The following is a 26,773-nucleotide window of genomic DNA, read 5'->3' on the forward strand; positions in this document are numbered from 1 at the left end:
TAACGAGAGGATTGCCCCATGCTATGGAAAAAAGGCCGACGCAGCGACAACGTGGTGGATGCCCGCGATGACAGCGTCGGCGGTGGCGGGATGCGCTTCGGCGGCGGCAAGGGCCTGAGCCTGACCGCTATCGTGCTGATCGTCGGCATCGGCTGGCTCACCGGCCAGGACCCGATGCAGATCCTCGGCCAATTGACCGGCCAGATGGAGCAGGCGCCGTCGGTCAGCACGCAATCGCGTCAGGCGCCGCCGGCCAACGACGAGCAGGCCGACTTCGTGCGCGCGGTGCTGGGCGATACCGAAGACACCTGGGGCCAGGTGTTCCAGGAGAACGGCCTGGCTTACAAGAACCCGAAACTGATCCTGTTCCGTGGCCGGGTGAACTCCGCCTGCGGTGGCGCCACCTCGGCCAGCGGCCCGTTCTACTGCCCGGCTGACCAGCAGGTGTACCTGGACCTGGATTTCTTCCGTGAAATGTCGCAACGCTTCCAGGCCGCCGGCGATTTCGCCCAGGCGTATGTGATCGCCCACGAAGTCGGACATCACGTGCAAACCCTGCTTGGCATCTCGTCCAAGATCCAGGCCGCGCGCCAGCAGGGCCGGCCGATGCAAGGCGACGGTGGCCTGCTGGTCCGCCAGGAGCTGCAGGCCGACTGCTTTGCCGGCGTCTGGGCCAACCGCGCGCAAAAACGCCTGAACTGGCTGGAACCCGGCGATATCGAAGAAGCACTGAATGCCGCCAACGCCATCGGCGATGACCGCCTGCAGCAACAGGGCCAAGGGCGCGTGGTGCCGGACTCGTTTACCCACGGCACATCGGCTCAGCGCGTGCGCTGGTTCAAGACCGGCTTCGCCCAGGGCCAGATTTCCCAATGCGATACCTTTACGGCCAGGAGCCTTTGAGTGAATAAACGGTGGGGCTTATTGCTGGGGTTCTGGGTGTCCTGCTCAACCCTGGCAGCCGACCATGATGCCAAGGTGGCCGGCCTCGATCGCTTTCATCTCGACGCCGGCGACCTCAGCCTGGGCTTGAGCCAGGACTGGCGCCGGCCGCTGCCAGATGTCACTCGTGCACTGATCATCGTGCATGGCCGCCTGCGCAATGCCCCGACCTACCTGCACAGCGGAGAAAAGGCCGCTGAGCAAGCCGGAGCAACAGGCAGCACGTTGGTGATCGCACCGCAGTTTCTGGATGAGTCGGATATGAAGAACGGCCGTCTGGATCAGCAGTTGCTGCGCTGGAGAGCCGATGACTGGATGGCTGGCGCCGCGTCAACCGGCCCGGGCCAGGTCAGCTCCTATAGCGCCCTTGATCAGATCATCAAGCACCTTGGCAACCGCACCCTGTTCCCGGCGCTCAAGGAAATCGTCGTCGCTGGGCATTCCGGTGGCGGCCAGGTGGTGCAGCGCTTCGCTGTCACCGGCCACGCTCACCCGATGCTGCAGACCGAAGGCATCCGCCTGCGGTATGTGGTGGCCAACCCATCGTCCTACGCCTACTTCAGCCCACAGCGGCCGGTGCCGTTCGAGACGGCGAGTTGCCCGGGCTTCAACGAGTGGAAGTACGGCATGCAAGGCCTGCCGGACTACGCCAAGGGCCAGGGCGCCGAGCAACTGGAGCAGGCTTATGTTTCACGCGATGTAACTTACCTGCTGGGCCAACAAGACACCGACCCCAACCACCCGGCGCTGGATAAAAGCTGCGAAGCCGAAACCCAGGGTGCGTATCGGCTGATTCGCGGGCACAACTATTTTGACGCCCTCAAGCAGCGGCATCCGCAGTTGGGTCACAGGCTGGTAGAAGTACCGGGAGTGGGGCATGACGGGGATAAAATGTTTACCTCGCCGCAGGGTCAGAACGTGCTGTTCCCGCACTGACTGAAGAAACCGGCTCAAAATGTGGGAGGGGGCTTGCCCCCGATGGCGGTCTGTCAGCCAGCACATATTTAGCTGACAGACCGCTATCGGGGGCAAGTCGAATCGTCGCACCGCCCCTCCCACAGTTGATTTTCATTGCCTGGGCTAGATCATCCGGCGCAGTGCCGCACAATCCTCGGCATGCCAATCCGCCAACTCGGGCCACGGGTTATCCGGCAGGTTCACCAGCACCGTCCGCGTCCCGGCCGCCCGGCCGCAATCCAGGTCGAAGCGGTAATCGCCAACCATCACCATCTCGCTCGGTGCCACATCCCAGGCCGCCGCCAGCTTCAACAGGCCGCCCGGATCCGGCTTGGGCGGCGCGTCCTCACGCCCCAGCACGTCCTCAATGGCAAAGCAGTCCGCCAGGCCAATCGCTTGCAGGGTGACATGCGCCAGTTCCTGCGCATTACGCGTCAAAATGCCCAGGCGATAACCGCGTCCGGCCAGCTCGCGCACCAGTTCCACCGCGCCCGCAGCGGCGACTGAACCCAGCGCCAGTTCGCGCTCGTGTTCCAGCAACCAGGCATGTTTGGCCGCCGCGATACCCGCCGGCAATGCGGCAAGGTGCGTGAGAATATCGTCTTCGGCGGGAATCTCCAGCGCCACGCGGATGGCCGCAAAATCATGCACGGCCACCGTGAGGGTGCCGTCCATGTCAAACACCCAATGCCGAACGTCGGCCAGGCTCATGCCCAGTCCTTGCGATGGCGAATCAAGCCTTCCTGGGTCACCGACGCCACCAGTTGCCCGGCGCGGTTGTACACACTGCCCCGGGAAAAACCTCGGGAATTACCGGCCCATGGGCTGTCCATGGCATACAGCAACCAATCATCGGCGCGCAGGTCGGCGTGGAACCACAGCGCGTGATCCAGGCTGGCGACCTGCATGTCTTTGTGCCACACGGTCTTGCCATGGGGCAGCAGTGAGGTGGTCAACAGGCCGAAGTCCGAGGCGTAGGCCAGCAGGTATTTATGCAACGCCGGCGCATCGGCCAGGGCGCCATCGGCACGAAACCACACGTACTTGACCGGGTCGGACGGCTGCGGGTTGAACGGGTCTTTTTCGGTAACAGGCCGCACTTCGATGGGCTTGGGACACAGCAGCTTGTCACGCATGTGCTCGGGGATCAGGTGCGCACGCTGCTGAGTCAGCTCCAGCTCCGACGGCAGGTTCTCCGGGCCGACTACCACGGGCATGGTGGTCTGGTGTTCGAAACCTGCTTCGTCGTACTGGAACGAGGTGGTGCAGGTGAAAATCGGGTGGCCCTTCTGGATCGCCGTGACGCGGCGCGTGCTGAAACTGCCGCCGTCGCGCACGCGGTCCACCGAATACACCACCGGCAATGCCGCGTCGCCTGGACGCAGGAAATAACCGTGCAGCGAATGTACGTGGCGCGCTTCTTCTACAGTCTGGCTGGCCGCCGACAGCGACTGGCCGAGCACCTGGCCACCGAACAATTGGCGAAAACCCAGGTCCTGGCTGCGGCCGCGAAAGAGGTTTTCCTCGATCGGCTCCAGGGTCAGCAAGTCCACCAGATCTTCCAATACTTGGCTCATAGAGCAACTCCTAAACTCGATAGGGCATTCCGGGCTGCTTATCCGTGCAGCGTGTCCAACCATTGGGCGCGGGTGATGCGGTATAAAACATGCGGACGCAGCGGGTCATCGGCTGCGACTTTGGGGTGTTCGAAATCTGCCTGCGGATCGTAATGCATACCGATGGCCTGCATGACTTTTTGTGATGGCAGATTGGCCTCGGTGGTGAAGGCGACGACTTCATCCAGGCTCAAGCGATCGAAACCACAACGCAACGCGGTCCAGGCCGCCTCGCTGGCGTAACCCAGGCCCCAGTGCTCGCGGGCCAGGCGCCAGCCGATTTCCACCGCCGGGGTGAAATTCGCTTCAAAGCTGACGTTCTGCAGCCCGGTGAGGCCGATGAATTCACCGGTGTCCTTGCGCTGCAAAGCCCAAAAGCCAAAACCATATTCGGCGAAGTGGCCGCGTATCCGGCCAATCAGTGCAGCGCTTTCCAGGTGGCTCAATTTAGCCGGGAAATAACGCATCACCTGCGGGTCGGCGCACATCTGCGCAAAGGCCAGCAGGTCGCTGTCACGCCATTGGCGCATGATCAGCCGTGCACTTTCCAATTCCAGTATCGGCTCCATAGGGCCCCCTTCCTTGCCATGTGCGTGAGTGTACAGCGCTGGTAAGATCCGACGCAGATTCCCGTCAGAAAATCCCATGCCCTTGCCATTGATCTACCACGATGACTACAGCCCCGAGTTCCCGGCGGACCACCGCTTCCCCATGGACAAGTTTCGCCTGTTGCGCGATCACCTGGTGGACAGCGGCCTGACCGAGGACAGCCGTTTGCTGCGCCCGCAGCTGTGCCCGGCAGAGATTCTGGGCCTGGCCCATGAACCTGGGTATATCGAACGCTATATGAGCGGCGAGTTGTCTCGCGAGGACCAACGGCGCCTCGGCCTGCCGTGGAGCGAAGCCCTGGCGCGACGCACCGTGCGTGCGGTGGGTGGCTCGATCCTCGCGGCGGAGCAGGCGCTGGAGCACGGCCTGGCCTGTCACCTCGCCGGGGGCACCCATCACGCCCACTACGATTACCCGGCGGGCTTTTGCATCTTCAATGACCTGGCCGTGATCAGCCATTACCTGCTGGCCAGCGGCCGGGTCAACCGTGTGCTGATCTTCGACTGCGACGTACACCAGGGCGACGGCACCGCGCGCATCCTGCACGACACACCGGACGCCATCACCGTATCGCTGCACTGCGAAAAAAACTTTCCGGCGCGCAAGGCGCAGAGCGACTGGGACATTCCATTGCCGATGGGCATGGGCGATGCCGACTACCTCAAGGTGGTCGATGACGCGCTCAACTACCTGCTGCCGCTCTACCAGCCGGACCTGGTGCTGTACGACGCCGGCGTGGATGTACACAAGGACGACGCACTCGGTTACCTCAAGCTGACCGATGCTGGCGTCGCTGCCCGCGATGAAAGCGTGATGCGTCACTGCCTGGGCCGCGACATTCCGCTGATGGGCGTGATCGGTGGCGGCTACAGCAAGGACCGCCCTGCCCTGGCCCGCCGCCACGGCATCCTGCACCACAGCGCGCAGCGCGTGTGGACGTCATCAGGTTGTCATTGAACTGTGGACGTTACCCACAATGCCTGTGGAACCACCTGTGGATAACTTGAGCGTAACGGTCTGAAAGCGTTTAGCCGTATGGCTTGTAGGAATGTGTACGTTTTTTGATCAGGCAGCTGCGCCTTCGTCGGGTAGAATGCTCGACCTATTCCCAGCACCGTAGTCCTGCCCATGCCTCAGACTTCTCCTCACTCTGTCTCCATCATCGGCGGCGGCCCTGCCGGGTTGATGGCCGCCGAAGTCCTGAGCCGGGCGGGCGTGCGCGTGGCGCTGTACGACGGCATGCCTTCAGTGGGGCGCAAGTTCCTGCTGGCCGGCGTGGGCGGCATGAATATCACCCACTCCGAAGCCTACCCGGCGTTCCTCTCGCGCTATGCCGAACGCGCGCCGCACATGGCGCCGTTATTGCGCAGCTTCGGTGCCGAAGCATTGTGCGAGTGGATTCACGGCCTGGGCATCGAAACCTTTATCGGCACCTCCGGCCGCGTATTTCCTACTGATATGAAAGCCGCGCCGCTGCTGCGGGCCTGGCTCAAGCGCCTGCGTGAACAAGGTGTGGTTATCCACACCCGGCATCGTTGGCAGGGGTGGAATGCTGAAGGTGAGTTACTTATCCACAGCCCGGAGGGCGAGAAAACCGTGCGCAGCGCTGCGGTGCTCCTGGCCTTGGGCGGCGGCAGCTGGTCGCGCCTGGGCTCCGATGGCGCTTGGCTCAACGTATTCGAAGAGCGTGGCGTGCCCTATGTGCGCCTGCAGCCGAGCAACTGCGGTTTCGAAGTGTCGGCGTGGAGCGATTTGATGGTCAGCAAATTCGCCGGGGCGCCGTTGAAAAACGTCGCCATTGGGCTGGGCGACGATAAACCTCGCCTGGGCGAATGCGTAGTGACCGCCACGGGTATCGAAGGCAGCCTGATCTATGCGCTGTCGGCGCCGATTCGGGAAACGATCAACCGCGACGGCGCCGCCACCGTGCATATCGATCTGCTGCCGAGCAAGCCGTTGCACAAGGTGCAGGCGGCACTGGCCAAGCCGCGGGGGTCGCGGTCGATGAGCAAGCATTTGCACAGTCAATTGGGCCTGGATGGGGTCAAGGCGGCGCTGTTGCGTGAGCTGGCCCCTGCTGAGCACTTCAATGACCCGGCGCAGTTGGCGGTGGATATCAAGGCGTTGCCGCTGACATTGGTCAAGACTCGGCCACTGGACGAAGCCATCAGCACGGCCGGCGGTGTGCCGTTCGAAGCGTTGGATGAGCGGCTGATGCTCAAGCAAATGCCCGGCGTGTTTTGTGCCGGGGAGATGCTGGACTGGGAGGCGCCGACCGGGGGTATTTGCTGACGGGGTGTTTTGCCAGTGGCCGGGCGGCTGGGCTTGGGCTGTTGGAATGGCTTAACCGATGAGAGGGGCGGTGGATTCGAAGCCGCCATCGGGAGCAAGCCCCCTCCCACATTTTGATCTGTGAATACATTCAAAATGTGGGAGGGGGCTTGCTCCCGATGAGGCCATCAGCCACACCGCAAAATCACTTCTTTTTACGCGGCCCCGTGTTAAAGACCGGCACCTTGCGCACCGGCTTGATCGAAGGCTCCGCCGGCGCAACGTCGCCGCTGTCCACCCATTTGCCCAAATTGCGCTTACCACCGCCACCCGACGTTTTGGGCTTCTTCGGCTTTTTCGGCTTCTTTACCACCTGCCCGCTGGCATCGGTATCCGGCACGCGGTGTTCCGGCTCGAAGTCCGGTTCCATCTTGCGGGTCAGGGTCTGGCGGGTCAGCATTTCGATCGCCGAGAGCATGTTCACTTCATCGGCGCACACCAGCGAAATCGCCTCGCCGGTGTTGCCCGCGCGACCGGTGCGGCCGATGCGGTGGATGTAGTCTTCCGCGACGATCGGCAGGTCGAAATTGACCACCAGCGGCAAGTCTTCGATGTCCAGGCCACGGGCCGCCACGTCGGTGGCGACCAGGATCTGCACGTCGCTGGCCTTGAAGCGGTCCAGCGCACGCTGGCGGGTGGCCTGGGGTTTGTCGCCATGGATGCCGTCGGCGTTGATGCCCAGCCCCTGCAACTTGTCCACCAGCGCATCCACGCCGTTGCGGGTTTTGGCAAACACCAGCACCTGCTTCCAGCGGCCCTTGCGCATCAGGTGCACGAACAACTCCGCCTTGCGCTTTTTATCCACCGGCACCACCCACTGTTTCACCGTGTTGGCGGCGACGTTGCGCGGGCTGACTTCGATGCTCAGCGGGTCATTGAGCATCTGCCCGGCCAGCAGGCGGATGTCATCGGAGAAGGTGGCGGAGAACAGCAGGGTCTGGCGCTTTTTCGGCAGCATGCGGTAGATATTCGCAAGCTCTTCGGAGAAGCCCAGGTCGAGCATGCGGTCGGCTTCATCCAGTACCAGGGTTTGCAGCTGATTGAGTTTCAGCGCGTTCTGGCGAAACAGGTCGATCAGGCGACCGGGCGTGGCAACCAGAATGTCCACGCCCTTGCGCAGCTTCATCATCTGCGGGTTGATGCTCACGCCGCCGTACACCGCGTAAGTGGTCAGTGGCAGGTGTTGGGCGTACTCGGCGACGCTGGCGTGAACCTGCTCGGCCAGTTCGCGGGTGGGGCACAGGATCAGCGCACGCGCCGAATTGGCGGCGACTTTCGGCCCTTCCATCGTCAGCAGCTGCAGCAGCGGCAAGGCAAAGCCGGCGGTCTTGCCGGTGCCGGTCTGGGCCGCAGCCATCAGGTCACGACCGGCCAGCACCGCCGGAATGGCTTGCGCCTGCACCGGCGTCGGGGTCTGGTAGCCAAGCGTCTCAAGGGCGCGCAGCAAGGGTTCGATCAGGCCAAGGGAGGCGAAAGTCATGTGTTTACCGTAGGAAAAATTCAGCGCAAGGGCGTAATGCGCGGCAGTTTACCTTATTTCCGCCTTCGGCTTGCGCCACTGCGGCAGGCTGATCAGCAATACGGCACTGATGATCACCAGCATCGCCAGGGCTTCTTCCAGGCCGATGGACTCGCCGACGAACACAATCCCCAGCAGCACCGCCACGGCGGGGTTCACATACGCATAGCTGGTGGCCGCCGCCGGGCGCACATGCTTGAGCAGGTACATGTAGGCGTTGAAGGCGATGATCGAGCCAAACACCGTCAGATAGGCCAGGGCCAGCCAGCCTTCCAATGGCGGCATCGCCTGCAAGTGCTCACCCGACACGCCGCTGACGATCAACAATGCCACGCCAGCCACCAGCATTTCAGCGGCGCTCGCCATCGCGCCCTGGGGCAGCGGCAAGTGGCGGCTCCACACCGAACCGAACGCCCAGGAAGCCGCCGCCATCAACAGCAACACCGCGCCCATCGGGCTTGATTGCAGGGTGCTGCCCATATTCAGCATGGCGATGCCGATAATCCCCAGAATCACCCCGGCCCATTCCAGCCGCGTATTACGCGCGCCCCAGAAAAAACCGAACAACAGGGTAAACAACGGCACCGTCGCCACCGCCAGCGCGGCCACGCCGGACGACACGCCCATATGTTCCGCTACGCTGACGCCGCCATTGCCCACGGTGAGCAGCAGAATGCCGATCATCCCGGCAGCCTTCCACTGCGCCCACGTCGGCGCGGGCGCGCCACGCCACCTGAGGTAGCCATACATCAACGCGCCCGCCGTGCAAAACCGAATCCCCGCCAGCAACAACGGTGGCCAGTACTCCACGCCGATGCGAATCACCAGGTAAGTGGAACCCCAGATCACATACAACGCAAAAAAGGCGGCGATCAACGGTAAGGGAAAGCGACGTGGGCCAGGCATTGGGCGGCTCTATGGCAGGAGGTGGGAGGCTTATTCTAGAAAGGCAGAGGGATAAACATAAGTTACAAAACCTGTTTAAACCGCCCGTACACTTGGTCGTTGAGCTGATCGCAACGCGGAGCGTCGCAAGAGGCATTCCCACGCAGAGCGTGGGAACGAGCTGAAAACACCGGTATTTCAGTGGCCAGCAAGACCTATCCCTTTCATTTGCGGGACGTTTCCGAGAGAATCCCACGGCCTTGTTTCCGTCGGATTCGGTAGCTAGTCTCGCCCTGTCATCGAATGTTCGGTGACCGGACGTGCAAGTCCGACTAAACAAAAGCTTTTCAGATGCCTCACACGATCAACGCCCAGTTATTGCGACATGGCGCGGATTTGTTATGGCAGCTGTGCGCGGGAGATCTTCGGATCTGCTGGGTTTGCCTTTTGTCCCGGTCTTGCACACTCGCGTACCGCTGCCACCCTATTTGCGTGCAAGCGAATAGACGCAGCTCCTGCTTAACAAGAGGAGTTTCACCATGGTCAAAGTCACCCCCGATCCACCCAAGTCCAAACCCGACTTCCTCAGCGAAGACGCCCTGCTCCACCGTCGCGCCATCGACTACTACCTCAAAGCGTCCGCCCCGGATGCGCCCACTTTTATCCTGAATGACAACCTGAGCTTCGAAGAGGCCCTGGCGCATGCGGCGGATCTGTTGCATTGCGCGGTGGAGACGGCACATGCCTCGGGAGAGGTGATGAAGGCGCCGCACCGGGCGGTGATGCATTTGGTGGAGATGGCGAAGGGGGTGGTGGACCAAGCGTTGGCGTGCACACAGCCTCGATGAACAACACATAACTAATGTGGGAGGGGGCTTGCTCCCGATGGCAGTGGGTCAGCCAGTACATCTGGCGACTGACACTCAGCTATCGGGAGCAAGCCCCCTCCCACATTTGGAATTGCGGGGTTTTCAGAACCCGCGATGTTTCTTCAGGTGCTCATTGATCTTCGCCGCCGGGACTTTCTGCAAGGTGCACAGCAAATCGTGGGACAGCTCACGCAGGCCATGGGTCTGGCGCAGTTCCTGGGCCAGGTGCGCGGTGAGGTTGGCGGCCATTTCCGCGTCCGCCAGCGCCCGGTGAGCCTTGCCGGTGTGGGGCAGTTGGGCGTAGGTGTTGAGGGTGCCGAGCTTATGGTTTGGCGCCGAAGGCATCAACCGACGAGCCAGCAATAAAGAACAGGCGAATTTCTGCAGGCGGGTGCGGCGGATCAGGCTCAGCTCAAAGTCCCAGAACTTTTGGTCGAACGCGGCGTTGTGCGCCATCAACGGCGTGGTGCCGACGAATTCGTTGACCTCGTTCATCACCCGCTCGGCCGGCGGCGCGCTGCGCAGCATGGCGTTGCTGATGCCGGTGAGTTGTTCGATAAAGCCCGGCACGCGTACGCCGGCATTCATCAGGCTCTGGTAGCGGTCGACGATTTGCCCGCGCTCAAGGATGACCACGCCAATTTCCGTGGCCCGGCAGTGGCTGCTCGGGGTGATGCCGGTGGTTTCAAAGTCGATGACCGCTATACGTTCCAAACCTGTTCCAACTCCGTCTGACAATTGAGTGAGCCACAGCGCTTATTTAAGCAGCAACGCGCCTTCGATCGGCACGTAGCGGCTGGCGGCGCGTATCAGTGAGTTGGCCGTCAGCCCCGGCACGCCGTAGGCCACGGCCTGCACGCCATGCTTGTGGATGATGCGGTCGAGCAGCATGTCGAAATCGCCATCGCCGGAGGCCAACACCACTTCGTCGACGTTCGCGGCGGCGTCCATGATGTCGATGGTGATACCGACGTCCCAGTCGCCCTTGGCCGAGCCGTCACTGCGCTGGATGTAAGGCTTGAGCTTCACAGTAAAACCGAGGTTGCGCAGGATCTGCTGGAACTGCTGCTGTTTGCTGTCGCCACGGTCGATGGCGTAGGCGTACGCCTCCACGATCTGCCCATGGGCACTGATATCCGCCCACAGCGCCGCGTAGTTGAAGTGGCAGCCATAGGCCTGGCGAACGGTGTAATAGAGGTTTTGCACATCGGCGAACACTGCAATTTTCTTCACCGCACTTCCTCAATGACAGCCAGGCGCCAGCGCCCGGAAAGGGTGCCATTATGCCAGCCAAGGGAAGGTTTCCGGGAAAAAATCAGACCGGAGCGCCGTAGCGCTCCGGCCGGGCGTGTCAGACGAAGGAATCGTCATCGCCAAAAGCAGAGGAATCGTCGGAATAATCGCTGTCGGCGAAGCTGTCCGCGTTGTTGCTGCCCCAGCTGTCATTGCCTGCGAATTTCTGATCATCGTTGCCCCAACCATCCTGGTCACTGGCGGGCGCCGGTTGTTCGATGATCTCTTCCACCACCTGCGGCTGCTGGTTGTGGTGGAACAGGCTGCTGATGCCTTCGGCGAGCAACACACCACCGGCCACGCCGGCGGCGGTTTTCATCGCGCCACCCAGAAACCCGCTGCCCGCAGGCGCGGCGGCGGCCGGTGGTTGCGGCTGTTGATAATTCTGTTGCGGGGCCGGCTGGTTGAAGGCTGGCCGCGCCGGTTCACGCCAACCGCCGCCCGCGTTGCTCGGCGCAGGCTGCGCATCCCGCGAACCGCCGCCAAAGATGCTCGAGAGAAACCCGCCGCCGCTCGCCGGGGCCGCTGGCGCGGACTTGGCGCGCTGCAGCTCTTCCTGCAATTGCTGGATCTGCTGGGCCTGCTGCTTGTTTTGCGCATCGAGGCTCTGCAGCGCGTGTTCCTGCACCAGCAGCGACTGGGTCATGTAGTAGCCGGCGGCCGGTTGGCGAGTCATGTGTTCCTTGATCCGCGCTTCGGCCTGGGCGTCGCGGGGGGCTGAGTCCGTTTCGGCTTGCTGCAACCGTGAAAACAGTCCGTCGATCAGGGTTTGTTCTTCGCTGTTCATGGCGACCTCGTTAGATTGCCGGTAAAAATCAGGGTCCCGCCTGGCGTCAGGCAAGGTACGCCCTAGTTATGGGGCTGTTACCAATTGTTTCAATGGTCTTTACGCAAGGTTTACGTTTGCTTGCCCAGGCCCGCTATCGGTTAAAGTGTGCCCCTGCTTTTTCGGCCTGTGATGACTCTGATGAATCCGTTAGACGTGCTGCGCGACTCCTTCCGCTTCACCCAACGCAACCTGGGCGCCATCGTCCAGCTGTGCCTGCCGCTGGTAATCCTCGAAGCCCTGCTGCAACAAGTGCTCGACCACACGCTGGGCCCGGATGCCTTCAGTGGTTACAGCGTGGTAGTGGGACTGCTGGTGTACCCGCTGTACACCGGCGCGCTGATCCTGTTTCTCGACGCGCGCACCCGTGGCGAGTCGCCACGCACCAAGGACGTGTGGGCCATGGCGCTGGCGATGTGGCCGCGCTTCGCCCTGCTGACGGCCATGAGCACGCTGCTGATTCTGCTCGGGCTGTCGCTGTATTTACTGCCGGGCCTGTGGCTGATGGTGGTGCTGGCGTTTGCCGAGTACCTGCTGGTTTTGCGCGGCATGTCGGCGCTTGAAGCGATGAAGGAAAGCCTGCGCCTGACGCGTGGGCACTTCTGGCGAATCCTGGTGTGCCTGCTGTGCGTGATGACCCCGCTGTGGCTGCTCAAGGGCGCGAGCGTGGCGGCCTATCCCGAACCCGCGCCATTGCTGGGGCTGTTGATGGACAGCGCCCACAGTTTCCTGCAACTGTTCACCAGTGTGGTGCTGTTCCGTTTATTCATGTTGATCGGTGGCGACGCCGACGTGCGGTGATATGCTCCGTGCCCATCCTGAAACGCACATAAGCCGAGCCGATGACCCGTTTATTGCGCATCACCCTGTTGAGCCTGCTGCTGATTGCGGGCCTGCTGACGGCCTTGGTCTACAGCCTGACCTGGCGCCCCGTCGCCAAGGAAACCCTGCCCGTCAGCTGCGTCGCGCCGCGTGCGCCGACCCTGCTGCCGGGGCAGGCACTCAAGGTGATGACCTGGAACGTGCAATACCTGGCCGGCAAGAACTACGTGTTCTGGTACGACACCGCCGACGGCAGCGGCCCGGACGAGCGCCCCACGGTTGAAGACATGGCTTTCAGCCTTGACGAAGTGGCACGGGTGATCCGCGACGAACAGCCCGACATCCTGCTGTTGCAGGAAATCGACGAAGGCGCCAAGCCCTCCCATTATCAGGACCAGCTGGCCCTGTTGCAGGAGCGTCTGGTCGACCTCTACCCCTGCAGCGCCCAGGCCTTCGACTGGAAAGCTGACTTTGTGCCCAACCTGCATATCTTCGGCAGCGTCGGCCGCAAATTGGCGACCCTGAGCCGCTACCAGATCGAACACGCCGAGCGCCTGCAATTGCCGACCCCGCAGGCCAACTTCATCAGCCGCCAGTTCCAGCCCAAGCCTGCCCTGCTGTTGACTTACCTGCCCCTGAGCGACGGCGGCCAACTGGCGGTGCTCAACACGCGGCTGGACGGCGGCATGCCTGGACGCAGTGCCGTGCAGGAGCAAGTACAGGCGACCGTAAAGCTGCTGGACAAACTGGAAGGCCGTGGCACGCCCTGGGTGATTGGCGGGGATTTCAATACGCTGCCGCTGGGCCAGTTCCTGCGCCTGGATGCGCAAAAACGCGGCCAGTACTCGCCGGACAGTGAGCTGCATCTGCTGTGGGACAAATACCCGATGATCCCGAGCAACAGTGAATCCAGCGGGATCGACCGAGAGAAATGGCTGACGCACTTCCCCAACGACCCAAGCCTCGACGGGCCGGATCGTACGTTGGATTACCTGTTCTACAGCTCGCGGATCAAGCGGGTGGCGGCCAAGGTAAGGCAGGAAGATACGTTGCGTATTTCCAACCATTTACCGGTGATCGGCCGGTTTCTGCTGCCTGCCGCGCAATAACCAACACTCTAAAACCCTGTGGGAGGGGGCTTGCTCCCTCCCACATGGGATTCTCATCGTTGCTACTTTCGGGGTTTGATCCGCGCCGTCGCTTCGGCCACCAGCGGATCATCCGGCCAGTAATGCTTGGGGTATCGCCCCTTCAAATCCTTTTTCACCTCGGCATAGGTACTGCGCCAGAAGTTCGCCAGGTCCTGCGTCACTTGCACCGGCCGCCGCGCAGGCGACAACAGGTGCAACTTCACCACCTGGCGCCCGCCGGCAATCCGTGGCGTATCCGCCAGCCCGAACAGCTCCTGCAGGCGCACCGCGAGGATCGGCGGGTGTTCGCTGTAGTCCAGGCGCACCGATGAGCCAGACGGCACTTTCACATGCTGCGGCGCCAGTTCGTCGAGGCGCTGGGGCAGTGGCCAGGGCAGCAGGTTGTGCAGGTAGCTGGAAATATCCAGGTGGGCGAAATGGCTCAAGCGCGAGACTTTGCCCAGGTAGGGCATCAGCCAGTGTTCCAGGCCCGCGAGCAAAGCGCTGTCGCTGACGTCGGGCCATTCGCTGGTTTTGCCGGCATCGAGCTGGCGCAGCAGCAGGACGCGTGCCTGCCATTGGCGCAGCTCCGGTGTCCAGGGCAACAGCTCCAGGCCCTTGCGCCGGACCAGATCAACCAAGGCCTGGCTGCGTGTAGCCTCGTCGAGGCCGGTGAGCGCTTCACGACTGAGGACCAGCTCACCGACCTTGCGCTGGCGCTCGGCACGCAAGACGCCTTCACGTTCGTCCCATTCGAGCTGGTCGACGTTGCGCACTTGCTCGGCCAGCACCGTGTCGAACAGCGCCGGGTCGAAGGCCGCCGCCAGGTAGATGCGTTCTTCACGCTGGCCCTGGCGGCTGCCCAGGTCGGCGATCACCAGCCAGGCGTGTTTCATCAAACTGTCGGCTTCGGCAAACAGAGCGGCGCGTCCATTGGTCAAACGGTATTCGGCGCCACCGGGGCGACGCTGTTGGGCGACGCAGTCCGGGTAAGCCAACGCCAGCAAGGCGCCAAGCCAACGCGGATGATCGGGATCGGCCACCGGTTGGGTGGCCTTGCCTCTTAAATAGCCGCGATATTGGCGGGCCAACTGCTTGGCCCGTTGCACACCACCCTGGGTACCACGGGCGCGCTCTTCGCCGGACAACAGCGCCAGGCGGCTGTGCAAGTCGGCACCGGCGCCGCGCAGGATATCGCGCTCACCCAACAACGCGGCGACATCACAGGCCATCGCGGCGAGGCCCAGGTCCTGTCCGCGCAGCAGCAAGTGGGCGATACGCGGATGGGCCGGCAACTCGGCCATTTTCTGGCCATGGGCGGTGAGTGTGTCGTCATTCAAGGCGCCGAGGCGCACGAGTAAATCCTGGGCCTGGGCGTAGGCGGCGGTCGGTGGCCGGTCCAGCCACACCAAGTGCGCGGGCGTGACGCCCCAGCGCGCCAGTTGCAAGGCCAGGCCGGCGAGGTCGGCGGCGAGAATTTCCGCGCTGCCATAGGCGGCCAGCCCTTCATGCTGGTCCTCGGACCACAAGCGATAACACACCCCCGGTTCCAACCGCCCTGCCCGGCCGGCACGCTGGGTGGCGCTGGCGCGGGAGATGCGCTGGGTATCGAGGCGCGTCATGCCGCTGCCGGGGTCGAAGCGCGGCACCCGCGCCAGCCCGGCGTCGATCACCACGCGCACGCCGTTGATGGTCAGGCTGGTCTCGGCAATGTTGGTGGCCAGTACCACTTTGCGTTGACCGGCGGGTGCGGGGTCGATGGCAGCGCGTTGGGCGTTGAGGTCCAGCTCACCGTGCAACGGGCATAACAGCACATCAGGGCGATCACCCAAGGCCTCGGCCAGTTGCTGGTTGACCCGGCGAATCTCCGCCTGCCCCGGCAGAAACACCAGCACGCTGCCGGTCTCGTCATGCAGGGCTTCAAGGATTGTCTGCACCACGCGCGGCTCGATAAATTCCCCCGCCTGATACGGCCGCCCCCAGCGCATTTGCACCGGGAACATGCGCCCTTCGCTGCGCAGGATCGGCGCATTATCCAGCAGCTGGGCCAGGCGCTCGCCTTCAAGGGTGGCGGACATCAGCAGGATTTTCAGCGGTTGGTCGTCGCGAAACAGCTCGCGGCCGTTGAGGCTCAGGGCCAGCGCCAGGTCGGCGTCGAGACTGCGCTCGTGGAATTCGTCAAAGATCAGCAGGCCCACGCCGTCCAGCGCCGGGTCGTCCTGCAGGCGCCGGGTGAGGATGCCTTCGGTGACCACTTCTATGCGGGTAGTGGGGCCGACCTTGCTGTCGAGGCGAATGCGGTAGCCGACCGTTTCACCGACCTTCTCGCCCAACTCGCTGGCCAGGCGCTCGGCAGCGGCCCGCGCGGCGAGGCGCCGGGGTTCGAGCATCAGGATGGTTTGCCCGGCGAGCCACGGCTCATTCAACAAGGCCAGGGGCACGCGGGTGGTTTTACCGGCGCCGGGGGGCGCTTCCAGCACGGCTTCATGGCGAATCGCCAAGGCGTCACGCAGGGCGGGTAAAACATCATCAATCGGCAACGAATTCATACTGGCTCCAAAGCAGAGCGGCGAGTATAACGGCGAACTGCCGGATGCTTGCGCGGGTCTGAATAACATCGTTCCCATACTGAGATCGTTCCCACGCTCTGCGTGGGAATACCGCCCGGAACGCTCCGCGTTCCAATACCTGCGCAAGTTGACGCAAAGCGTCACGGCATGCATTCCCACGCAGAGCGTGGGAACGATCAGGCAGTGCGATATAGTCATTTATCAATTGTGTTCAGGAGACTTTTTCATGCGTATCGCTTCCCGTGTCATTGGCGGCGTCTTGGCCGTCACCCTGCTGAGCCAACTCACCGCCTGCGGTTCGATTTTCTACCCGGATCGCCGTGGCCAGATCGACGGCAAGATAGACCCGGCGATTGCCGTGCTCGATGCGGTTGGCTTGCTGTTCTATGTGATCCCCGGCCTGATCGCGTTCGGCGTCGACTTCGCCACGGGGGCGATCTACTTCGAACCGGGCAAGACCGCCCAGGTCGCGCCGGAAAAACTGCACGAAGCCATCGGCGCCGACGGCACGGTCGACAACGCCAAGCTGCAAGGCATCATCCAGAAGGAAACCGGGCACACCCTGCCGCTGGACGATCCACGCCTGATCCAATTCAAGGGCAGCGTGCAACAACTGGCGTCCCTGGGCCTGCAGCCTGCGGCATAAGGACAGCGCCATGACCAGCAGTCCCGAACACGCCAGGCTCCTGCGCCTGGCTACCCGCGCCTCGGTGGGCGTGGCCAGTGCGTTGATCATCACCAAGGCCATCGCCTGGTGGTTCAGTGGCTCGGTGGCCATGCTCGCCGGGTTGACCGACTCGCTGCTCGACGGCGTGACCTCGCTGCTCAATCTGCTGGCGGTGCACTACGCCCTGCGCCCCGCCGATGACGATCACCGTTACGGTCACGGCAAGGCGGAGTCGCTGTCGGGCATGGCCCAGGCGCTGTTTATCGGCGGCAGTGCGGTGTTGATCGCCTTCCAGGCCTACCAACGCTTGCAGCACCCGGAGCCTGTAGGCGCGCCCTGGTTGAGCATCGGCGTAATCGTGTTTTCACTGGCGCTGACCGTGGCGTTGTTGATGCTGCAACACCGGGTGATCCGCGAAACCGGCTCCAACGCGGTGCGCGCCGATTCGTTGCATTACCGCTCCGACCTGATGCTCAACGGCAGCATCCTGGTGGCGCTGGTGCTCGCGGGGTTTGGCTTCCATCAGGTGGACGCCTGGTTCGGCCTGGGTATCGCCGCCTACATATTGTGGAGCGCCATCCAGATCGCCCGGGAAAGCTTTGCCGTATTGATGGACGAAGAACTGCCGGCGGATATCAGCCAGCACATGCTCGACCTGGCCCGTAGCGTACCGGGCGTGCTGGGCGCCCATGACTTGCGCACGCGGGTTTCCGGCAACCACTGGTTCGTGCAGTTGCATCTTGAATTGCCGGGAGAACTGACGCTGTCGGTGGCCCACGGCATCAGCGACCAAGCCGCCGATGCCATTCATCAGGCCTACCCAAAGGCCGAGGTGCTGGTGCACGCCGACCCGCAGGAAGTGGTCACCGGCGCCAGCGCTTAATACTGGACCTGATAGCCGCGACTGCTCAGGCAGTTGCCCTGGGCCTGCCGGTAGGTTTGCACCACCGCCGGGTCAGGGGCGTAGGTGGCGGTCTGCGGGTCAAAGCCGCTTTGCTGCGCAGCCCAGCGATAACAATCGTAACCGTCCTGCTGCACCTGAGCCGGGGATTGCCCGTTGGCCGGGTAGGCCACCACGTTATAGCCATTGCCTTGCGGCGCTGGCTGAGGCGCCGGCACCTGCGCCGGCGGTTCCACAACCACGTATTGCTGGGTGTTCTGTTCGTAGGAGTAGTAGGCGCCCGCCGCCAGGAACAATAGCGAACCGCCCACCCACACTTCACGCGCGTAGTCCGGCAGATACTGCACCCGGATGCCATACGGTGGCCTCACCACCACATAGCGCGGGCCTTGCGGGCGATACCAGTAGCCGCCGGAGTAGAAGTAGTCCTGGCCACGGTAGGGCACGCGGTAATTGCGGTCGGGGAACCGGTCGACGATATAGCCTGGACGATATTGCGGGCCCGCCCCCCAACCGTTGCCGTGCCCATCGGGACGCCCCGGCCAGCGATTGTCGCCGGGACGGCCATGGTCACCAGGCCGCGAACCTGGACCGCCCGCCTCCCAATGTCGGTTGTCGTCGTTACGCCGTGGGATATCGCGGTAATAGCCCTGGCGCGGCTCCTGGGTCTGGCGCACGGTATCGGGACGCCCCTGGATTGGCAGGTTGTTCGACGGCTGTGGCTGCGGCTGCGGTTGCGGCCGCCCCTGTTCATTCGCCTGCGGGCGCCCCTGCCATTGACCGCCGCCATTCTGGCCGCCGCGATCAATATGCGGATTCTGCGGGCGTGGCGGGTTGTTCTCCGGGCGCCCGCCGCCTTCCGGCCCGCGCTCATGCTGACCGCCGCCGCCCTGTGGGCGCTGCCCCTGGCCCGGTGAGTTATCGCGTTCGTCGGCCACCGCCTGGGCGCCAACGCTGGCCACCAGCAAACCAACACCTGCCATACGCCAGATGCGCTTCATGCTTTTCCTCACTGCGGGTTAGGGCTCGATCATGAGACTGGAAAAGCCTCGGCCGGTTCTGAGACAGGTTATCAGTCACGAGAACTATTTTCTTGAACGCAAAGAAAAGGGGTGACCCGTCGGCCACCCCTTGAGAATTTCGTCCTGGCTCAACGCTTTTGACGTTGGCTCACCTCACGCCGTCTTGTGGACAATGTGCAGCCTGGAGGCCGGCTCAACCCTGCTCGGGTGGCGGCCGCAACGGGCCTGATTGGGCTCGCTGTGAGTGGACTGTTGTCCAGGCGGTGATTCTGTTGATAAAGATACAGGCCCGCGCCTGATGGATGATTGCGAAGATTGCGTCAATAAACAGTGCTTGCGCAATTTTTAACCCTTCATGGATAATTCACCGCAATAGTTACGACAAAGGCCAACCCAATGAGCAAGCTTGATCGATACGACCTGAGTATTTTGGCGGAATTGCAGCGTGACGCACGGATCTCCAACCAGGAGTTGGCCGAGCGCATCGGCCTGTCGCCTTCGCCCTGCTCGCGCCGGGTCAAGCAATTGGAAGACGACGGCTACATCGCCCGTCAGGTCGCATTGCTCGACCGCAAGATGCTCGGCCTGAGCCTGACCGCCTACGTGTTGATCGGCATGGACCGGCATACCCCGGAACGTTTCGAAAATTTCGAAGCGGCCATCCGCACCTTGCCCCAGGTGCTGGAATGCAGCCTGGTGACCGGGATGGACGCCGACTATCAGCTGAAAGTGGTGGTGCCGGATATGGACCACTACCAGAAACTGCTGCTGGGGCATCTGACCCGGATTGAAGGCGTGACCAGTGTGCGCTCGAGCTTTGTGCTGAACCAGGTGCTCAATAGCACCGAACTGCCCCTGACTCACCTGCGCACCTGAGAATACTGAGATCCAAATGTGGGAGGGGGCTTGCTCCCGATAGCGGTGGATCAGTTGATAAATATACTGACTGACACTCTGCTATCGGGAGCAAGCCCCCTCCCACAGTTGGATTGCACTTCGATCCAGGTCAATGTTGCGTCTGTAGCACTGCCTTATACTTGCCGCCTGCCCTCGTCGGAAGATCCCATGAACAACATCGACCCCGCCCTGTTCGAAGAATGGATGATGACCGGTCTGGTCACGATCCTGATTATCTTCATGGGCTTTATCGTCTGGGACCTGGCGAAAAAATCCAAGGCCGGGCGCTTTGGCTCGTTCATTCTGTTTTTCGTGCTGGGCCTGGGCGTGGCCGCGTTCATCATCAAGAGCGTAGTGATCGGCCTGATCGAGTCCGGTGCCTTATAAACGTGGCGGTACCGCCTTCCACTGGCCCTGATCGAGGCCTTCGATAGACCAGTCGCCAATGCGCACACGCACCAGGCGCAACGTTGGCAAGCCCACCGCGGCGGTCATGCGCCGTACCTGGCGGTTACGCCCTTCACGAATCACCAGCTCCAGCCAATGGGTGGGTACGCTTTTGCGAAAGCGCACGGGCGGGTTGCGTGGCCATAAATCAGGCTCCTCCAACCGGCGGGCCTCAGCGGGCAGGGTCATGCCATCGTTAAGCTCCACACCGTCGCGCAGGCATTGCAGCTGTGCTTCGGTGGGTTCGCCTTCGACCTGCACCCAGTAGGTTTTCGCCAGCTTGTGCCGGGGGTCGGCAATACGCGCTTGTAGCTGGCCGTCGTTAGTCAGCAGCAACAGGCCTTCGCTGTCACGGTCCAGGCGGCCTGCCGGGTAGATGCCGGGAATATCGATAAAGTCCTTGAGGGTCGCGCGCCCGCCTTCGTCACTGAACTGGGTCAGGACATCGAACGGCTTGTTGAACAGGATCAGCTTCGGCTCGGCCGGCGGTGCCTTGGCGACACGGCGCGGGCCCGCATGCGGGGGTTTCACACCAGGGCGGCGCGAATCGGGACGGGTAGGACGGGACATGGCGAAGGAACATCTAACGGTCAGGACCGACAATGCTAGTGGCCTGACCGCTAAATGACCATCCCCACCGCTTAGCGGAACGGCGGCTCGTCGAAGCTGCGCAGTTTGCGCGAGTGCAGCGCATTGAGTTCGGTGCGCAGCAGGTCGACCGCTTCGATGCCGATCTTCAAGTGCTGGCTTACGGCCCGCTCATAGAACGCGTTGGCCGAACCCGGCAACTTGATCTCACTGTGCAGCGGTTTGTCCGACACACACAACAGCGTGCCGTACGGCACGCGCAGGCGGTAACCCTGGGCGGCGATGGTGCCGCTTTCCATGTCCACCGCCACGGCGCGGGACAGGTTGATCAGCGGCCGCTCCTGGGCCCAGCGCAGCTCCCAGTTGCGGTCGTCGTAGGTCAACACGGTGCCGGTGCGCAGGCGTTTTTTCAGCTCTTCGCCTTTTTCGCCGGTGACGTTGGCCGCGGCTTGCTGAAGCGCCAGCTGCACCTCGGCCAGGGCCGGGATCGGGATGTTCGGCGGGACCACACGGTCGAGAATCCCATCGCGACGCATATAGGCGTGGGCCAATACATAGTCGCCGATGGTCTGGGATTGGCGCAGGCCGCCGCAGTGCCCGATCATCAGCCAGCAATGCGGGCGCAGCACGGCCAGGTGGTCGGTAATGTTCTTGGCGTTGGAGGGGCCCACGCCGATATTCACCAGGGTCACGCCGTGGCCGTCAGTGGCCTGCAGGTGATAGGCCGGCATCTGGTAGCGGTGCCAGACCACGCCTGCGGCAATCGCCGACGCTTCGCCGTGGTCCATGCTCTTGTCGATCACCACGTTGCCCGGCAGCACCATGCGGATAAAACGCGGGTCGCTGCGCAGTTGCTCCAGGCCATGCACGATGAACTGGTCAACGTAGCGATGGTAGTTGGTCAGCAGAATCCACGGCTGCACATGGCGCCAGTCGCTGCCGGTGTAGTGCACCAGGCGGCGCAGGGAAAAGTCCACACGGGCCGCGTCGAACAGGGCCAGGGGCAGCGGGTCGGTGTTTTCCCAGTCATAGAGGCCGTCGGCGATGCCATCGGTGGCGGCCGACAAGTCGGTGCTGGGAAACACGCGGGCCAGGGTCGCGGCGGTCACGCCGGAACCGGCCAGCTCGTCGCCCTGCTCCACCACGTACGGGTACGGAATGTTCTGCTGGCTGACGCCCACTTCCACCGTAACGGTGAAGTCGTGCATCAGCGGCACCAGTTGCTCCAGCAGGTACTTACGGAAGGCCGCCGGATGGGTGACGGTTACGCTGTAGGTACCCGGCAACTGCACCTTGGCATACGCCCGGGTGGTCTGTGGGACTTCGCCGTGGCAGTGGTAAGTCAGGCGCAGTTCCGGATAGCGAAACAGCGCACGTTGTGCGGCGTCGGGTTCGACGCGGTCCTTGAGGTATTGCTTGAGGGCTTGATTGAGCGCGCCAGTCGCACGCTCATGCAGGGCCGCCAGCCGATCCACGGCCTCTTCAGCGGTTTGAACGACAACAAAAGCTTCGGTCACGGTAAGCATCCTGTGTTCTGGACTTGCAGGCCTTTATCTTGCCTGTATCCAGGCTCCACTGAAACAGTCGGATTGGAATGCTGTTAATAATGTGGGAGGGGGCTTGCCCCCGATAGCGGAGTATCAGCCACCAGATGTATTGGCTGACACACCGCTATCGGGGGCAAGCCCCCTCCCACATTTTGACCGTGTAGTGTCAGAGAGACTGCGGTGTTGAGCGGGCGACGATGGTTTCCACATCCACCCCGCGCGGCAAGGCGCCGTAGACCCGCCCCGACGACTCACCCAACCGACTGGCCACAAACCCATCGCTGACCGCCCCATTCCCCGCCTCCAGCAACAACTTGGCCTGCAACGCCAGGGCGATATCCTCGGTGAGCTGACGTGCGCGGTACTGGATATCCTGAGTGTCCATGAACGCTGACTTCAACCCCTCGATATGCCGCGCCAGCCGGGGGTCGCCATGCCCATCGCCCAGTTCGACAAACAACGCCTCCAGCACACCCGGCTCCTTGGACAATGCCCGCAGCACGTCCAGGCATTGCACGTTGCCGGAACCTTCCCAAGTTGAATTCACCGGCGCCTCACGGTACAGACGCGGCAGGATGCTGTCCTCGACATACCCGGCGCCGCCCATGCATTCGGCGGCTTCGTTGATCATGGCCGGCGCCCGTTTGCAGATCCAATACTTGCCCACCGCCGTCACCAGCCGGGCGAATTTGGCTTCTTGTTCATCCGCCAGGTGATCCAGCGCCCGCCCCATGCGCAGGCTCAAGGCCAAGGCCGCTTCGCTTTCCAGGGCCAGGTCGGCGAGCACGTTCTGCATCAGCGGTTGTTCGCTCAGCACGCGGCCGCCGACCGCGCGATGGGCGCAGTGATGGCTTGCCTGGGTCAAGGCCTGGCGCATCAGCGCGCTGGAACCGACCATGCAATCGAAGCGGGTCATGGCGACCATCTCGATGATGGTCGGCACGCCGCGCCCCTCTTCACCGATCATCCACGCCAGGGCGCCACGGAACTCCACCTCGCTGGAGGCGTTGGAGCAGTTGCCGAGTTTGTTCTTCAACCGCTGGATGTAGAACTCGTTGCGCGTGTCATCCGGGCGATGCCGGGGCAGCAGGAAACAGGTCAGGCCCTTGTCAGTCTGGGCCAAGGTGAGGAAGGCGTCGCACATCGGCGCGGAGCAGAACCATTTGTGCCCGACCAGTTCGTAGGCCTGGCCCGGCCCACCCGCGCCCACCGCGTAGGCGCGGGTGGTGTTGGCGCGCACGTCGGTGCCACCCTGTTTTTCGGTCATGGCCATGCCGATTGTCGCACCGGCCTTGTGGGCGATGCCGACGTTGCGCGGGTCGTATTGGGTACTGAGGATCTTCGGCAGCCAGAGGTCCGCCAGCTCCGGTTGCAAGCGCAGGGCCGGGACGCAGGCGAAGGTCATGGTCAGCGGGCAACCGGTGCCCGCTTCGGCCTGGCTGTGCAGGTAAGTCATCGCCGCGCGCGCGACGTGAGCGCCGGATTGCGGATGGGCCCACGGCAGCGACGGCAGGCCGTGCTCGACGGCGGTGCGCATCAGTTCGTGGTAGGCGGGGTGAAACTCCACCAAGTCAATTCGATGACCATAACGGTCATGGCTGCTGAACACCGGCTTGTGCTGGTTGGCCAGGAACCCGGCCTCCATCAACGGCCCGCCGGCCAGGGCACCATAGGCATCGATGCGCGACTCGGCCCAGCCGGCGCCAAAGCGACGCGCCCACTCTTGCAGGGGCAGGTCGATGCGGTACAGGTTGGTACCGTCCAAAGACGGTGGCTGGTTGGTGACGTCGTGGGTTTCGGCAAACCGGTGCAGGTTCATGACGGGCCTCTTGGAAACAGGCCACGTGACATCGAGGCCTTGATTTCAGTTAAGCACCGACCCAGGCCTTAAAAAAGTGGCATACGCGCCGAATGTTCGGCGCTTTCGCCCTCTGGTGGACACAGCACGAGCCGCTCCAGCGTCGCCTGCAAAGCCTCGAAACGTACTGGCTTGGCCAAGTGATCGCTCATGCCGATGCCATGGCAGCGCTCACGGTCCGCGACATTGAGCGCGCTGCTCAGGCCGATCACCGGTAACTCACCGCCGCCCGGCAAGGCACGGATCTGACAGCACAATGAGAAGCCGCCCTCAGGCACATCCAGCACCACCGCGTCGAACCTGTGCTCCTGCAACGCCGCCAATGCCGCTGGGCCGCCATCCACGGCCTTGACCCGATAACCCAGCTTGAGCAGCATGCCGCGCACCGCCAATTGCGCCACGCTGTTGTCGTCCACCAACAACACCGTGCAATCCTGCGGCGCTCGTTGCGCAGGCCGCAACTGTGCGCTGGGCTTGGGCTCGGGCGGCACCGGCTTGACGTCCATTTCCAGCTGGAAGCGACTGCCCCTGCGCGGCTCCGAATGATGGGTGAGGCGACCGCCCATCAGCTCGATCAACTGCCGGCAAATTGCCAGGCCAATGCCCAGGCCGCCGTATTCGCGAGTCATAGAGCCATCGAGCTGGAAGAAGCGCTGGTACAGCGTGGCCTCGTCGAGAAAGGCGAAGCCGATACCGGTGTCGGTCACGATAAAGCTCAGGCGCAATCCACCATCCGCCTGGGGGACGCCCACCACGCGTATGCGCACCGCGCCGTCGTGGGTGAATTTGAATGCGTTGTCCAGCAGGCAATCCAGGCACTGGATCAGTTTGTCGGCGTCACCGATCACGCGGTCCGGCACGGCATCGGCGACGTCAATGGAAAACGCCAGGCCCTTGGCCTGGGCGCTGGCCGCGAACTGTTGACGCACGGTTTCCAGCACGCCGCGCAGGCCGAACACCTGCGGGCGGGCAGCCAGGCGGCCAGCCTGCAACTCGGTCAGCGTGAGAATGCCGTTGACCATGCGCATCATGTCCCGCGCCGAACCTGCGGCGGTTTGCTGGTACTGCGCCAGGTCATCGTCCAGGGACACGGTTTGCATCAGTTCCAAGGAGCCGATCACGCCGTTCATCGGCGTGCGTAATTCATGGGTCAAGGTGGCGAGGAATTCATCCTTGAGCCGATTGCTGCGGGCCAATTGCTGGTTGAGCACTTCGAGTTTCTGGCTGGCGTCGAACAGGATCTGCGCCTGCTGTTCGCGCATGCCGTTGATGCGGTCGGCCAGGGCCAGGGACAGCAGCGCAACTTCAATGGCCGAGCCGATCTGGCTGGCATACATCGTGAGAAATACGTTGGGCAAGTAGCCCAGCACCATCAACGTGTTGACTACCCCGCCGAGTAAAAACGCCGACCAGGCAATGATGAAATAGCGCGCCATGCGCTGGCCGCAATACCAGGCCTTGATCGCAGCAATGAAGATGGTCACTGTAAACACCAGGGCCAGGCCGGTGGCCAGGCGCAGCGCCACCGCGTAGCTGGTCAACAGCGCCAGCGCCATGACCACCCCGCCACAGGCCGCCAGTGCCAGCAGGACGCGGTCGAGCCAGCGGCTGTGCTGTGCGGTGTGCAGGAAGCTGCGCGCGAACAGGCTGCCGAACAAGGCGGCCGAGCCGATCAGAAACGGCACCGCCGCGTTCGCCCACCACGGGTTGTTCGGCCAGAAGTACTCCACGGCCACGCCATTGACCGACAGCTGGTACAGGCCGAACGAGGCGATGTAGAGGATGTAATAGAGGTAGCTGGTGTCGCGGACGCTCAAATAAATGAACAGGTTGTAGACCAGCATACCCAGCAACACGCCGTAGATAGCGCCCAGCACATACAAGCGCAGCGGCTGTTCTTCCATATAGGCCGTGCCAGCCCAGAGGGTCAACGGCGCCTGGACCGAGCCTTGGCTCTGCAGGCGCAGGTAGATCGTCTGCTGCTGGCCGGGCAGGAAATTGAGCTTGAACAGGTAGTTGGCCTGGCGCACTTCACGGCTGGAAAACGGTAACGCGCTGCCGGTGCGAGTGGTGAGCCGATAAGTACCGGTGCCGTCGTTCTGGTACAGCTCGAGGCGATTGAGTGGCGGGTAAGCCAGCTCCACAAACCAGGTCCGCGGGGAGCGGGGGTCAACGGCCGTGTAATGCAGGTTGACCTTCAACCAGAACACCGAGTGCGAATAACCGGCATTGAGGGTGGGTGTGTCATGGGGTTTGAATTGAGCGGCGTAGGCAGGGGAACTGACGTCAGCGATGGTGAGGGTGCCGGTTGGGTCCTCGAGCACTTGCATGACCCGGCCCAATGGCAGGCTTCGGGTGCTCTGATTGAACTCGGCGGCGCCGGCCAGCAGCGGCAGCCCGCACAATAATAAAATCAGCAAATAGCGCATAGAGCCCCAGCGTGGCCTGTCCGGTTATGGCAAAAAGCTCCCCCATTC

The 26,773-nt window shown here is 62.9% G+C and carries 24 protein-coding genes and 1 pseudogene; 11 read left to right on the forward strand and 14 right to left on the reverse strand.

Annotated elements, in window-relative coordinates:
* Positions 1 to 18: 18 nt before the first annotated feature.
* The gene (locus tag C4J92_RS22980; protein ID WP_124405357.1) at positions 19 to 903 is read left to right on the forward strand and encodes a neutral zinc metallopeptidase; all 885 of its coding nucleotides are present in this window, start codon (positions 19 to 21) and stop codon (positions 901 to 903) included.
* On the forward strand, positions 904 to 1,878 hold the full coding sequence (locus C4J92_RS22985) for an alpha/beta hydrolase (protein ID WP_124405358.1): 975 nt from the start codon (positions 904 to 906) through the stop codon (positions 1,876 to 1,878).
* Positions 1,879 to 2,022: 144 nt separating this feature from the next.
* Here C4J92_RS22985 and C4J92_RS22990 read toward each other — a convergent pair whose 3' ends face one another.
* Genes C4J92_RS22990 through C4J92_RS23000 form a run of 3 tightly spaced genes read right to left on the reverse strand, consistent with a single transcriptional unit; the run spans position 2,023 to position 4,084 of the window.
* A complete protein-coding gene (locus C4J92_RS22990) occupies positions 2,023 to 2,610 on the reverse strand; it encodes an HAD family hydrolase (RefSeq protein WP_124405359.1) in 588 nt (195 codons plus the stop codon).
* Positions 2,607 to 3,476, reverse strand: coding sequence for an acyl-CoA thioesterase II (gene tesB, locus C4J92_RS22995; protein WP_124364513.1), 870 nt, complete (start codon positions 3,474 to 3,476; stop codon positions 2,607 to 2,609). Before tesB ends, C4J92_RS22990 begins: the two co-directional genes overlap by 4 nt.
* A gap of 38 nt (positions 3,477 to 3,514) precedes the next feature.
* Positions 3,515 to 4,084, reverse strand: a complete 570-nt coding sequence (locus C4J92_RS23000; protein ID WP_124405360.1) for a GNAT family N-acetyltransferase — start codon at positions 4,082 to 4,084, stop codon at positions 3,515 to 3,517.
* A gap of 76 nt (positions 4,085 to 4,160) precedes the next feature.
* Here C4J92_RS23000 and C4J92_RS23005 point away from each other — a divergent pair, with 76 nt between their 5' ends.
* Together C4J92_RS23005 and C4J92_RS23010 are read left to right on the forward strand one after the other, a co-directional pair.
* Entirely contained in the window at positions 4,161 to 5,081 is a 921-nt protein-coding gene (locus tag C4J92_RS23005; RefSeq protein ID WP_124371945.1) for a histone deacetylase, read from the forward strand.
* A gap of 171 nt (positions 5,082 to 5,252) precedes the next feature.
* Positions 5,253 to 6,478 (forward strand): annotated as a pseudogene (locus C4J92_RS23010) (TIGR03862 family flavoprotein).
* Between the two features lie 122 nt (positions 6,479 to 6,600).
* Here the strand turns inward: C4J92_RS23010 and C4J92_RS23015 are convergent.
* Together C4J92_RS23015 and yedA are read right to left on the reverse strand one after the other, a co-directional pair.
* Positions 6,601 to 7,935, reverse strand: a complete 1,335-nt coding sequence (locus C4J92_RS23015) for a DEAD/DEAH box helicase (protein ID WP_124405361.1) — start codon at positions 7,933 to 7,935, stop codon at positions 6,601 to 6,603.
* Positions 7,936 to 7,983: 48 nt separating this feature from the next.
* Positions 7,984 to 8,880, reverse strand: a complete 897-nt coding sequence (gene yedA, locus C4J92_RS23020; protein ID WP_124405362.1) for a drug/metabolite exporter YedA — start codon at positions 8,878 to 8,880, stop codon at positions 7,984 to 7,986.
* Positions 8,881 to 9,398: 518 nt separating this feature from the next.
* On the opposite strand from yedA, the gene C4J92_RS23025 reads away from it, so the two are divergent.
* Positions 9,399 to 9,707, forward strand: a complete 309-nt coding sequence (locus C4J92_RS23025) for a DUF3077 domain-containing protein (RefSeq protein WP_124405363.1) — start codon at positions 9,399 to 9,401, stop codon at positions 9,705 to 9,707.
* A 123-nt stretch (positions 9,708 to 9,830) separates the two neighbouring features.
* Here the strand turns inward: C4J92_RS23025 and C4J92_RS23030 are convergent, their stop codons facing one another.
* The 3 genes from C4J92_RS23030 to C4J92_RS23040 all read right to left on the reverse strand — a co-directional run bounded on the left by C4J92_RS23030 (position 9,831) and on the right by C4J92_RS23040 (position 11,808).
* On the reverse strand, positions 9,831 to 10,442 hold the full coding sequence (locus C4J92_RS23030; protein WP_124364521.1) for a PolC-type DNA polymerase III: 612 nt from the start codon (positions 10,440 to 10,442) through the stop codon (positions 9,831 to 9,833).
* Positions 10,443 to 10,484: 42 nt separating this feature from the next.
* Positions 10,485 to 10,961, reverse strand: a complete 477-nt coding sequence (locus C4J92_RS23035; RefSeq protein ID WP_124364522.1) for an NYN domain-containing protein — start codon at positions 10,959 to 10,961, stop codon at positions 10,485 to 10,487.
* 118 nt (positions 10,962 to 11,079) lie between these two features.
* Positions 11,080 to 11,808, reverse strand: a complete 729-nt coding sequence (locus C4J92_RS23040) for a DUF2076 domain-containing protein (protein WP_124405364.1) — start codon at positions 11,806 to 11,808, stop codon at positions 11,080 to 11,082.
* Positions 11,809 to 11,988: 180 nt separating this feature from the next.
* Here C4J92_RS23040 and C4J92_RS23045 point away from each other — a divergent pair, with 180 nt between their 5' ends.
* Positions 11,989 to 12,648 (forward strand): YciC family protein, encoded by a 660-nt coding sequence (locus C4J92_RS23045; protein WP_124371951.1) that lies wholly within the window; start codon positions 11,989 to 11,991, stop codon positions 12,646 to 12,648.
* A gap of 41 nt (positions 12,649 to 12,689) precedes the next feature.
* Positions 12,690 to 13,778 carry an endonuclease/exonuclease/phosphatase family protein gene (locus C4J92_RS23050; RefSeq protein WP_124405365.1) on the forward strand — a complete coding sequence of 363 codons (1,089 nt, stop codon included), beginning with the start codon at positions 12,690 to 12,692 and terminating at the stop codon, positions 13,776 to 13,778.
* A 62-nt stretch (positions 13,779 to 13,840) separates the two neighbouring features.
* Here the strand turns inward: C4J92_RS23050 and hrpB are convergent, their stop codons facing one another.
* The gene (gene hrpB, locus C4J92_RS23055; RefSeq protein WP_124405366.1) at positions 13,841 to 16,348 is read right to left on the reverse strand and encodes an ATP-dependent helicase HrpB; all 2,508 of its coding nucleotides are present in this window, start codon (positions 16,346 to 16,348) and stop codon (positions 13,841 to 13,843) included.
* A 247-nt stretch (positions 16,349 to 16,595) separates the two neighbouring features.
* Here hrpB and C4J92_RS23065 point away from each other — a divergent pair, with 247 nt between their 5' ends.
* Both C4J92_RS23065 and C4J92_RS23070 read left to right on the forward strand, forming a co-directional pair.
* Entirely contained in the window at positions 16,596 to 17,015 is a 420-nt protein-coding gene (locus tag C4J92_RS23065; RefSeq protein ID WP_124368458.1) for a polyribonucleotide nucleotidyltransferase, read from the forward strand.
* A gap of 10 nt (positions 17,016 to 17,025) precedes the next feature.
* Positions 17,026 to 17,919: a cation diffusion facilitator family transporter gene (locus C4J92_RS23070; protein ID WP_124405367.1), complete on the forward strand. Its 894-nt coding sequence runs from the start codon at positions 17,026 to 17,028 to the stop codon at positions 17,917 to 17,919.
* On the opposite strand, the gene C4J92_RS23075 is transcribed toward C4J92_RS23070, so the two are convergent.
* A complete protein-coding gene (locus C4J92_RS23075; RefSeq protein ID WP_124405368.1) occupies positions 17,916 to 18,938 on the reverse strand; it encodes a DUF6515 family protein in 1,023 nt (340 codons plus the stop codon). The genes C4J92_RS23070 and C4J92_RS23075 overlap by 4 nt on opposite strands.
* Positions 18,939 to 19,355: 417 nt before the next feature.
* Between C4J92_RS23075 and C4J92_RS23080 the strand changes: the two genes are divergently transcribed.
* Positions 19,356 to 19,835, forward strand: coding sequence for an Lrp/AsnC family transcriptional regulator (locus C4J92_RS23080; RefSeq protein WP_003194418.1), 480 nt, complete (start codon positions 19,356 to 19,358; stop codon positions 19,833 to 19,835).
* Between the two features lie 198 nt (positions 19,836 to 20,033).
* Positions 20,034 to 20,243, forward strand: a complete 210-nt coding sequence (locus C4J92_RS23085; RefSeq protein WP_025999909.1) for a DUF2788 domain-containing protein — start codon at positions 20,034 to 20,036, stop codon at positions 20,241 to 20,243.
* On the opposite strand, the gene C4J92_RS23090 is transcribed toward C4J92_RS23085, so the two are convergent.
* The 4 genes from C4J92_RS23090 to C4J92_RS23105 all read right to left on the reverse strand — a co-directional run bounded on the left by C4J92_RS23090 (position 20,238) and on the right by C4J92_RS23105 (position 26,725).
* Entirely contained in the window at positions 20,238 to 20,873 is a 636-nt protein-coding gene (locus C4J92_RS23090) for a pseudouridine synthase (protein WP_124405369.1), read from the reverse strand. The genes C4J92_RS23085 and C4J92_RS23090 overlap by 6 nt on opposite strands.
* A 71-nt stretch (positions 20,874 to 20,944) precedes the next feature.
* On the reverse strand, positions 20,945 to 22,417 hold the full coding sequence (amn, locus tag C4J92_RS23095) for an AMP nucleosidase (RefSeq protein ID WP_164484569.1): 1,473 nt from the start codon (positions 22,415 to 22,417) through the stop codon (positions 20,945 to 20,947).
* A gap of 187 nt (positions 22,418 to 22,604) precedes the next feature.
* Entirely contained in the window at positions 22,605 to 24,257 is a 1,653-nt protein-coding gene (locus C4J92_RS23100) for an acyl-CoA dehydrogenase family protein (RefSeq protein ID WP_124405370.1), read from the reverse strand.
* Between the two features lie 68 nt (positions 24,258 to 24,325).
* Positions 24,326 to 26,725, reverse strand: a complete 2,400-nt coding sequence (locus C4J92_RS23105; RefSeq protein WP_124405371.1) for a 7TM diverse intracellular signaling domain-containing protein — start codon at positions 26,723 to 26,725, stop codon at positions 24,326 to 24,328.
* Between the last annotated feature and the right edge of the window lie 48 nt (positions 26,726 to 26,773).

Origin of the sequence: Pseudomonas sp. R3-18-08 (assembly GCF_003852065.1) — a bacterium.
GTDB lineage: Bacteria > Pseudomonadota > Gammaproteobacteria > Pseudomonadales > Pseudomonadaceae > Aquipseudomonas.

Coding starts and splice junctions, on each gene's coding strand:
- C4J92_RS22980 (WP_124405357.1), top strand. CDS start 19: ATGCTATGGAAAAAAGGCCGACGCAGCGACAACGTGGTGGATGCCCGC.
- C4J92_RS22990 (WP_124405359.1), bottom strand. CDS start 2,610: ATGAGCCTGGCCGACGTTCGGCATTGGGTGTTTGACATGGACGGCACC.
- tesB (WP_124364513.1), bottom strand. CDS start 3,476: ATGAGCCAAGTATTGGAAGATCTGGTGGACTTGCTGACCCTGGAGCCG.
- C4J92_RS23000 (WP_124405360.1), bottom strand. CDS start 4,084: ATGGAGCCGATACTGGAATTGGAAAGTGCACGGCTGATCATGCGCCAA.
- C4J92_RS23005 (WP_124371945.1), top strand. CDS start 4,161: ATGCCCTTGCCATTGATCTACCACGATGACTACAGCCCCGAGTTCCCG.
- C4J92_RS23015 (WP_124405361.1), bottom strand. CDS start 7,935: ATGACTTTCGCCTCCCTTGGCCTGATCGAACCCTTGCTGCGCGCCCTT.
- yedA (WP_124405362.1), bottom strand. CDS start 8,880: ATGCCTGGCCCACGTCGCTTTCCCTTACCGTTGATCGCCGCCTTTTTT.
- C4J92_RS23025 (WP_124405363.1), top strand. CDS start 9,399: ATGGTCAAAGTCACCCCCGATCCACCCAAGTCCAAACCCGACTTCCTC.
- C4J92_RS23040 (WP_124405364.1), bottom strand. CDS start 11,808: ATGAACAGCGAAGAACAAACCCTGATCGACGGACTGTTTTCACGGTTG.
- C4J92_RS23045 (WP_124371951.1), top strand. CDS start 11,989: ATGAATCCGTTAGACGTGCTGCGCGACTCCTTCCGCTTCACCCAACGC.
- C4J92_RS23050 (WP_124405365.1), top strand. CDS start 12,690: ATGACCCGTTTATTGCGCATCACCCTGTTGAGCCTGCTGCTGATTGCG.
- hrpB (WP_124405366.1), bottom strand. CDS start 16,348: ATGAATTCGTTGCCGATTGATGATGTTTTACCCGCCCTGCGTGACGCC.
- C4J92_RS23065 (WP_124368458.1), top strand. CDS start 16,596: ATGCGTATCGCTTCCCGTGTCATTGGCGGCGTCTTGGCCGTCACCCTG.
- C4J92_RS23070 (WP_124405367.1), top strand. CDS start 17,026: ATGACCAGCAGTCCCGAACACGCCAGGCTCCTGCGCCTGGCTACCCGC.
- C4J92_RS23075 (WP_124405368.1), bottom strand. CDS start 18,938: ATGAAGCGCATCTGGCGTATGGCAGGTGTTGGTTTGCTGGTGGCCAGC.
- C4J92_RS23080 (WP_003194418.1), top strand. CDS start 19,356: ATGAGCAAGCTTGATCGATACGACCTGAGTATTTTGGCGGAATTGCAG.
- C4J92_RS23090 (WP_124405369.1), bottom strand. CDS start 20,873: ATGTCCCGTCCTACCCGTCCCGATTCGCGCCGCCCTGGTGTGAAACCC.
- amn (WP_164484569.1), bottom strand. CDS start 22,417: ATGCTTACCGTGACCGAAGCTTTTGTTGTCGTTCAAACCGCTGAAGAG.
- C4J92_RS23100 (WP_124405370.1), bottom strand. CDS start 24,257: ATGAACCTGCACCGGTTTGCCGAAACCCACGACGTCACCAACCAGCCA.
- C4J92_RS23105 (WP_124405371.1), bottom strand. CDS start 26,725: ATGCGCTATTTGCTGATTTTATTATTGTGCGGGCTGCCGCTGCTGGCC.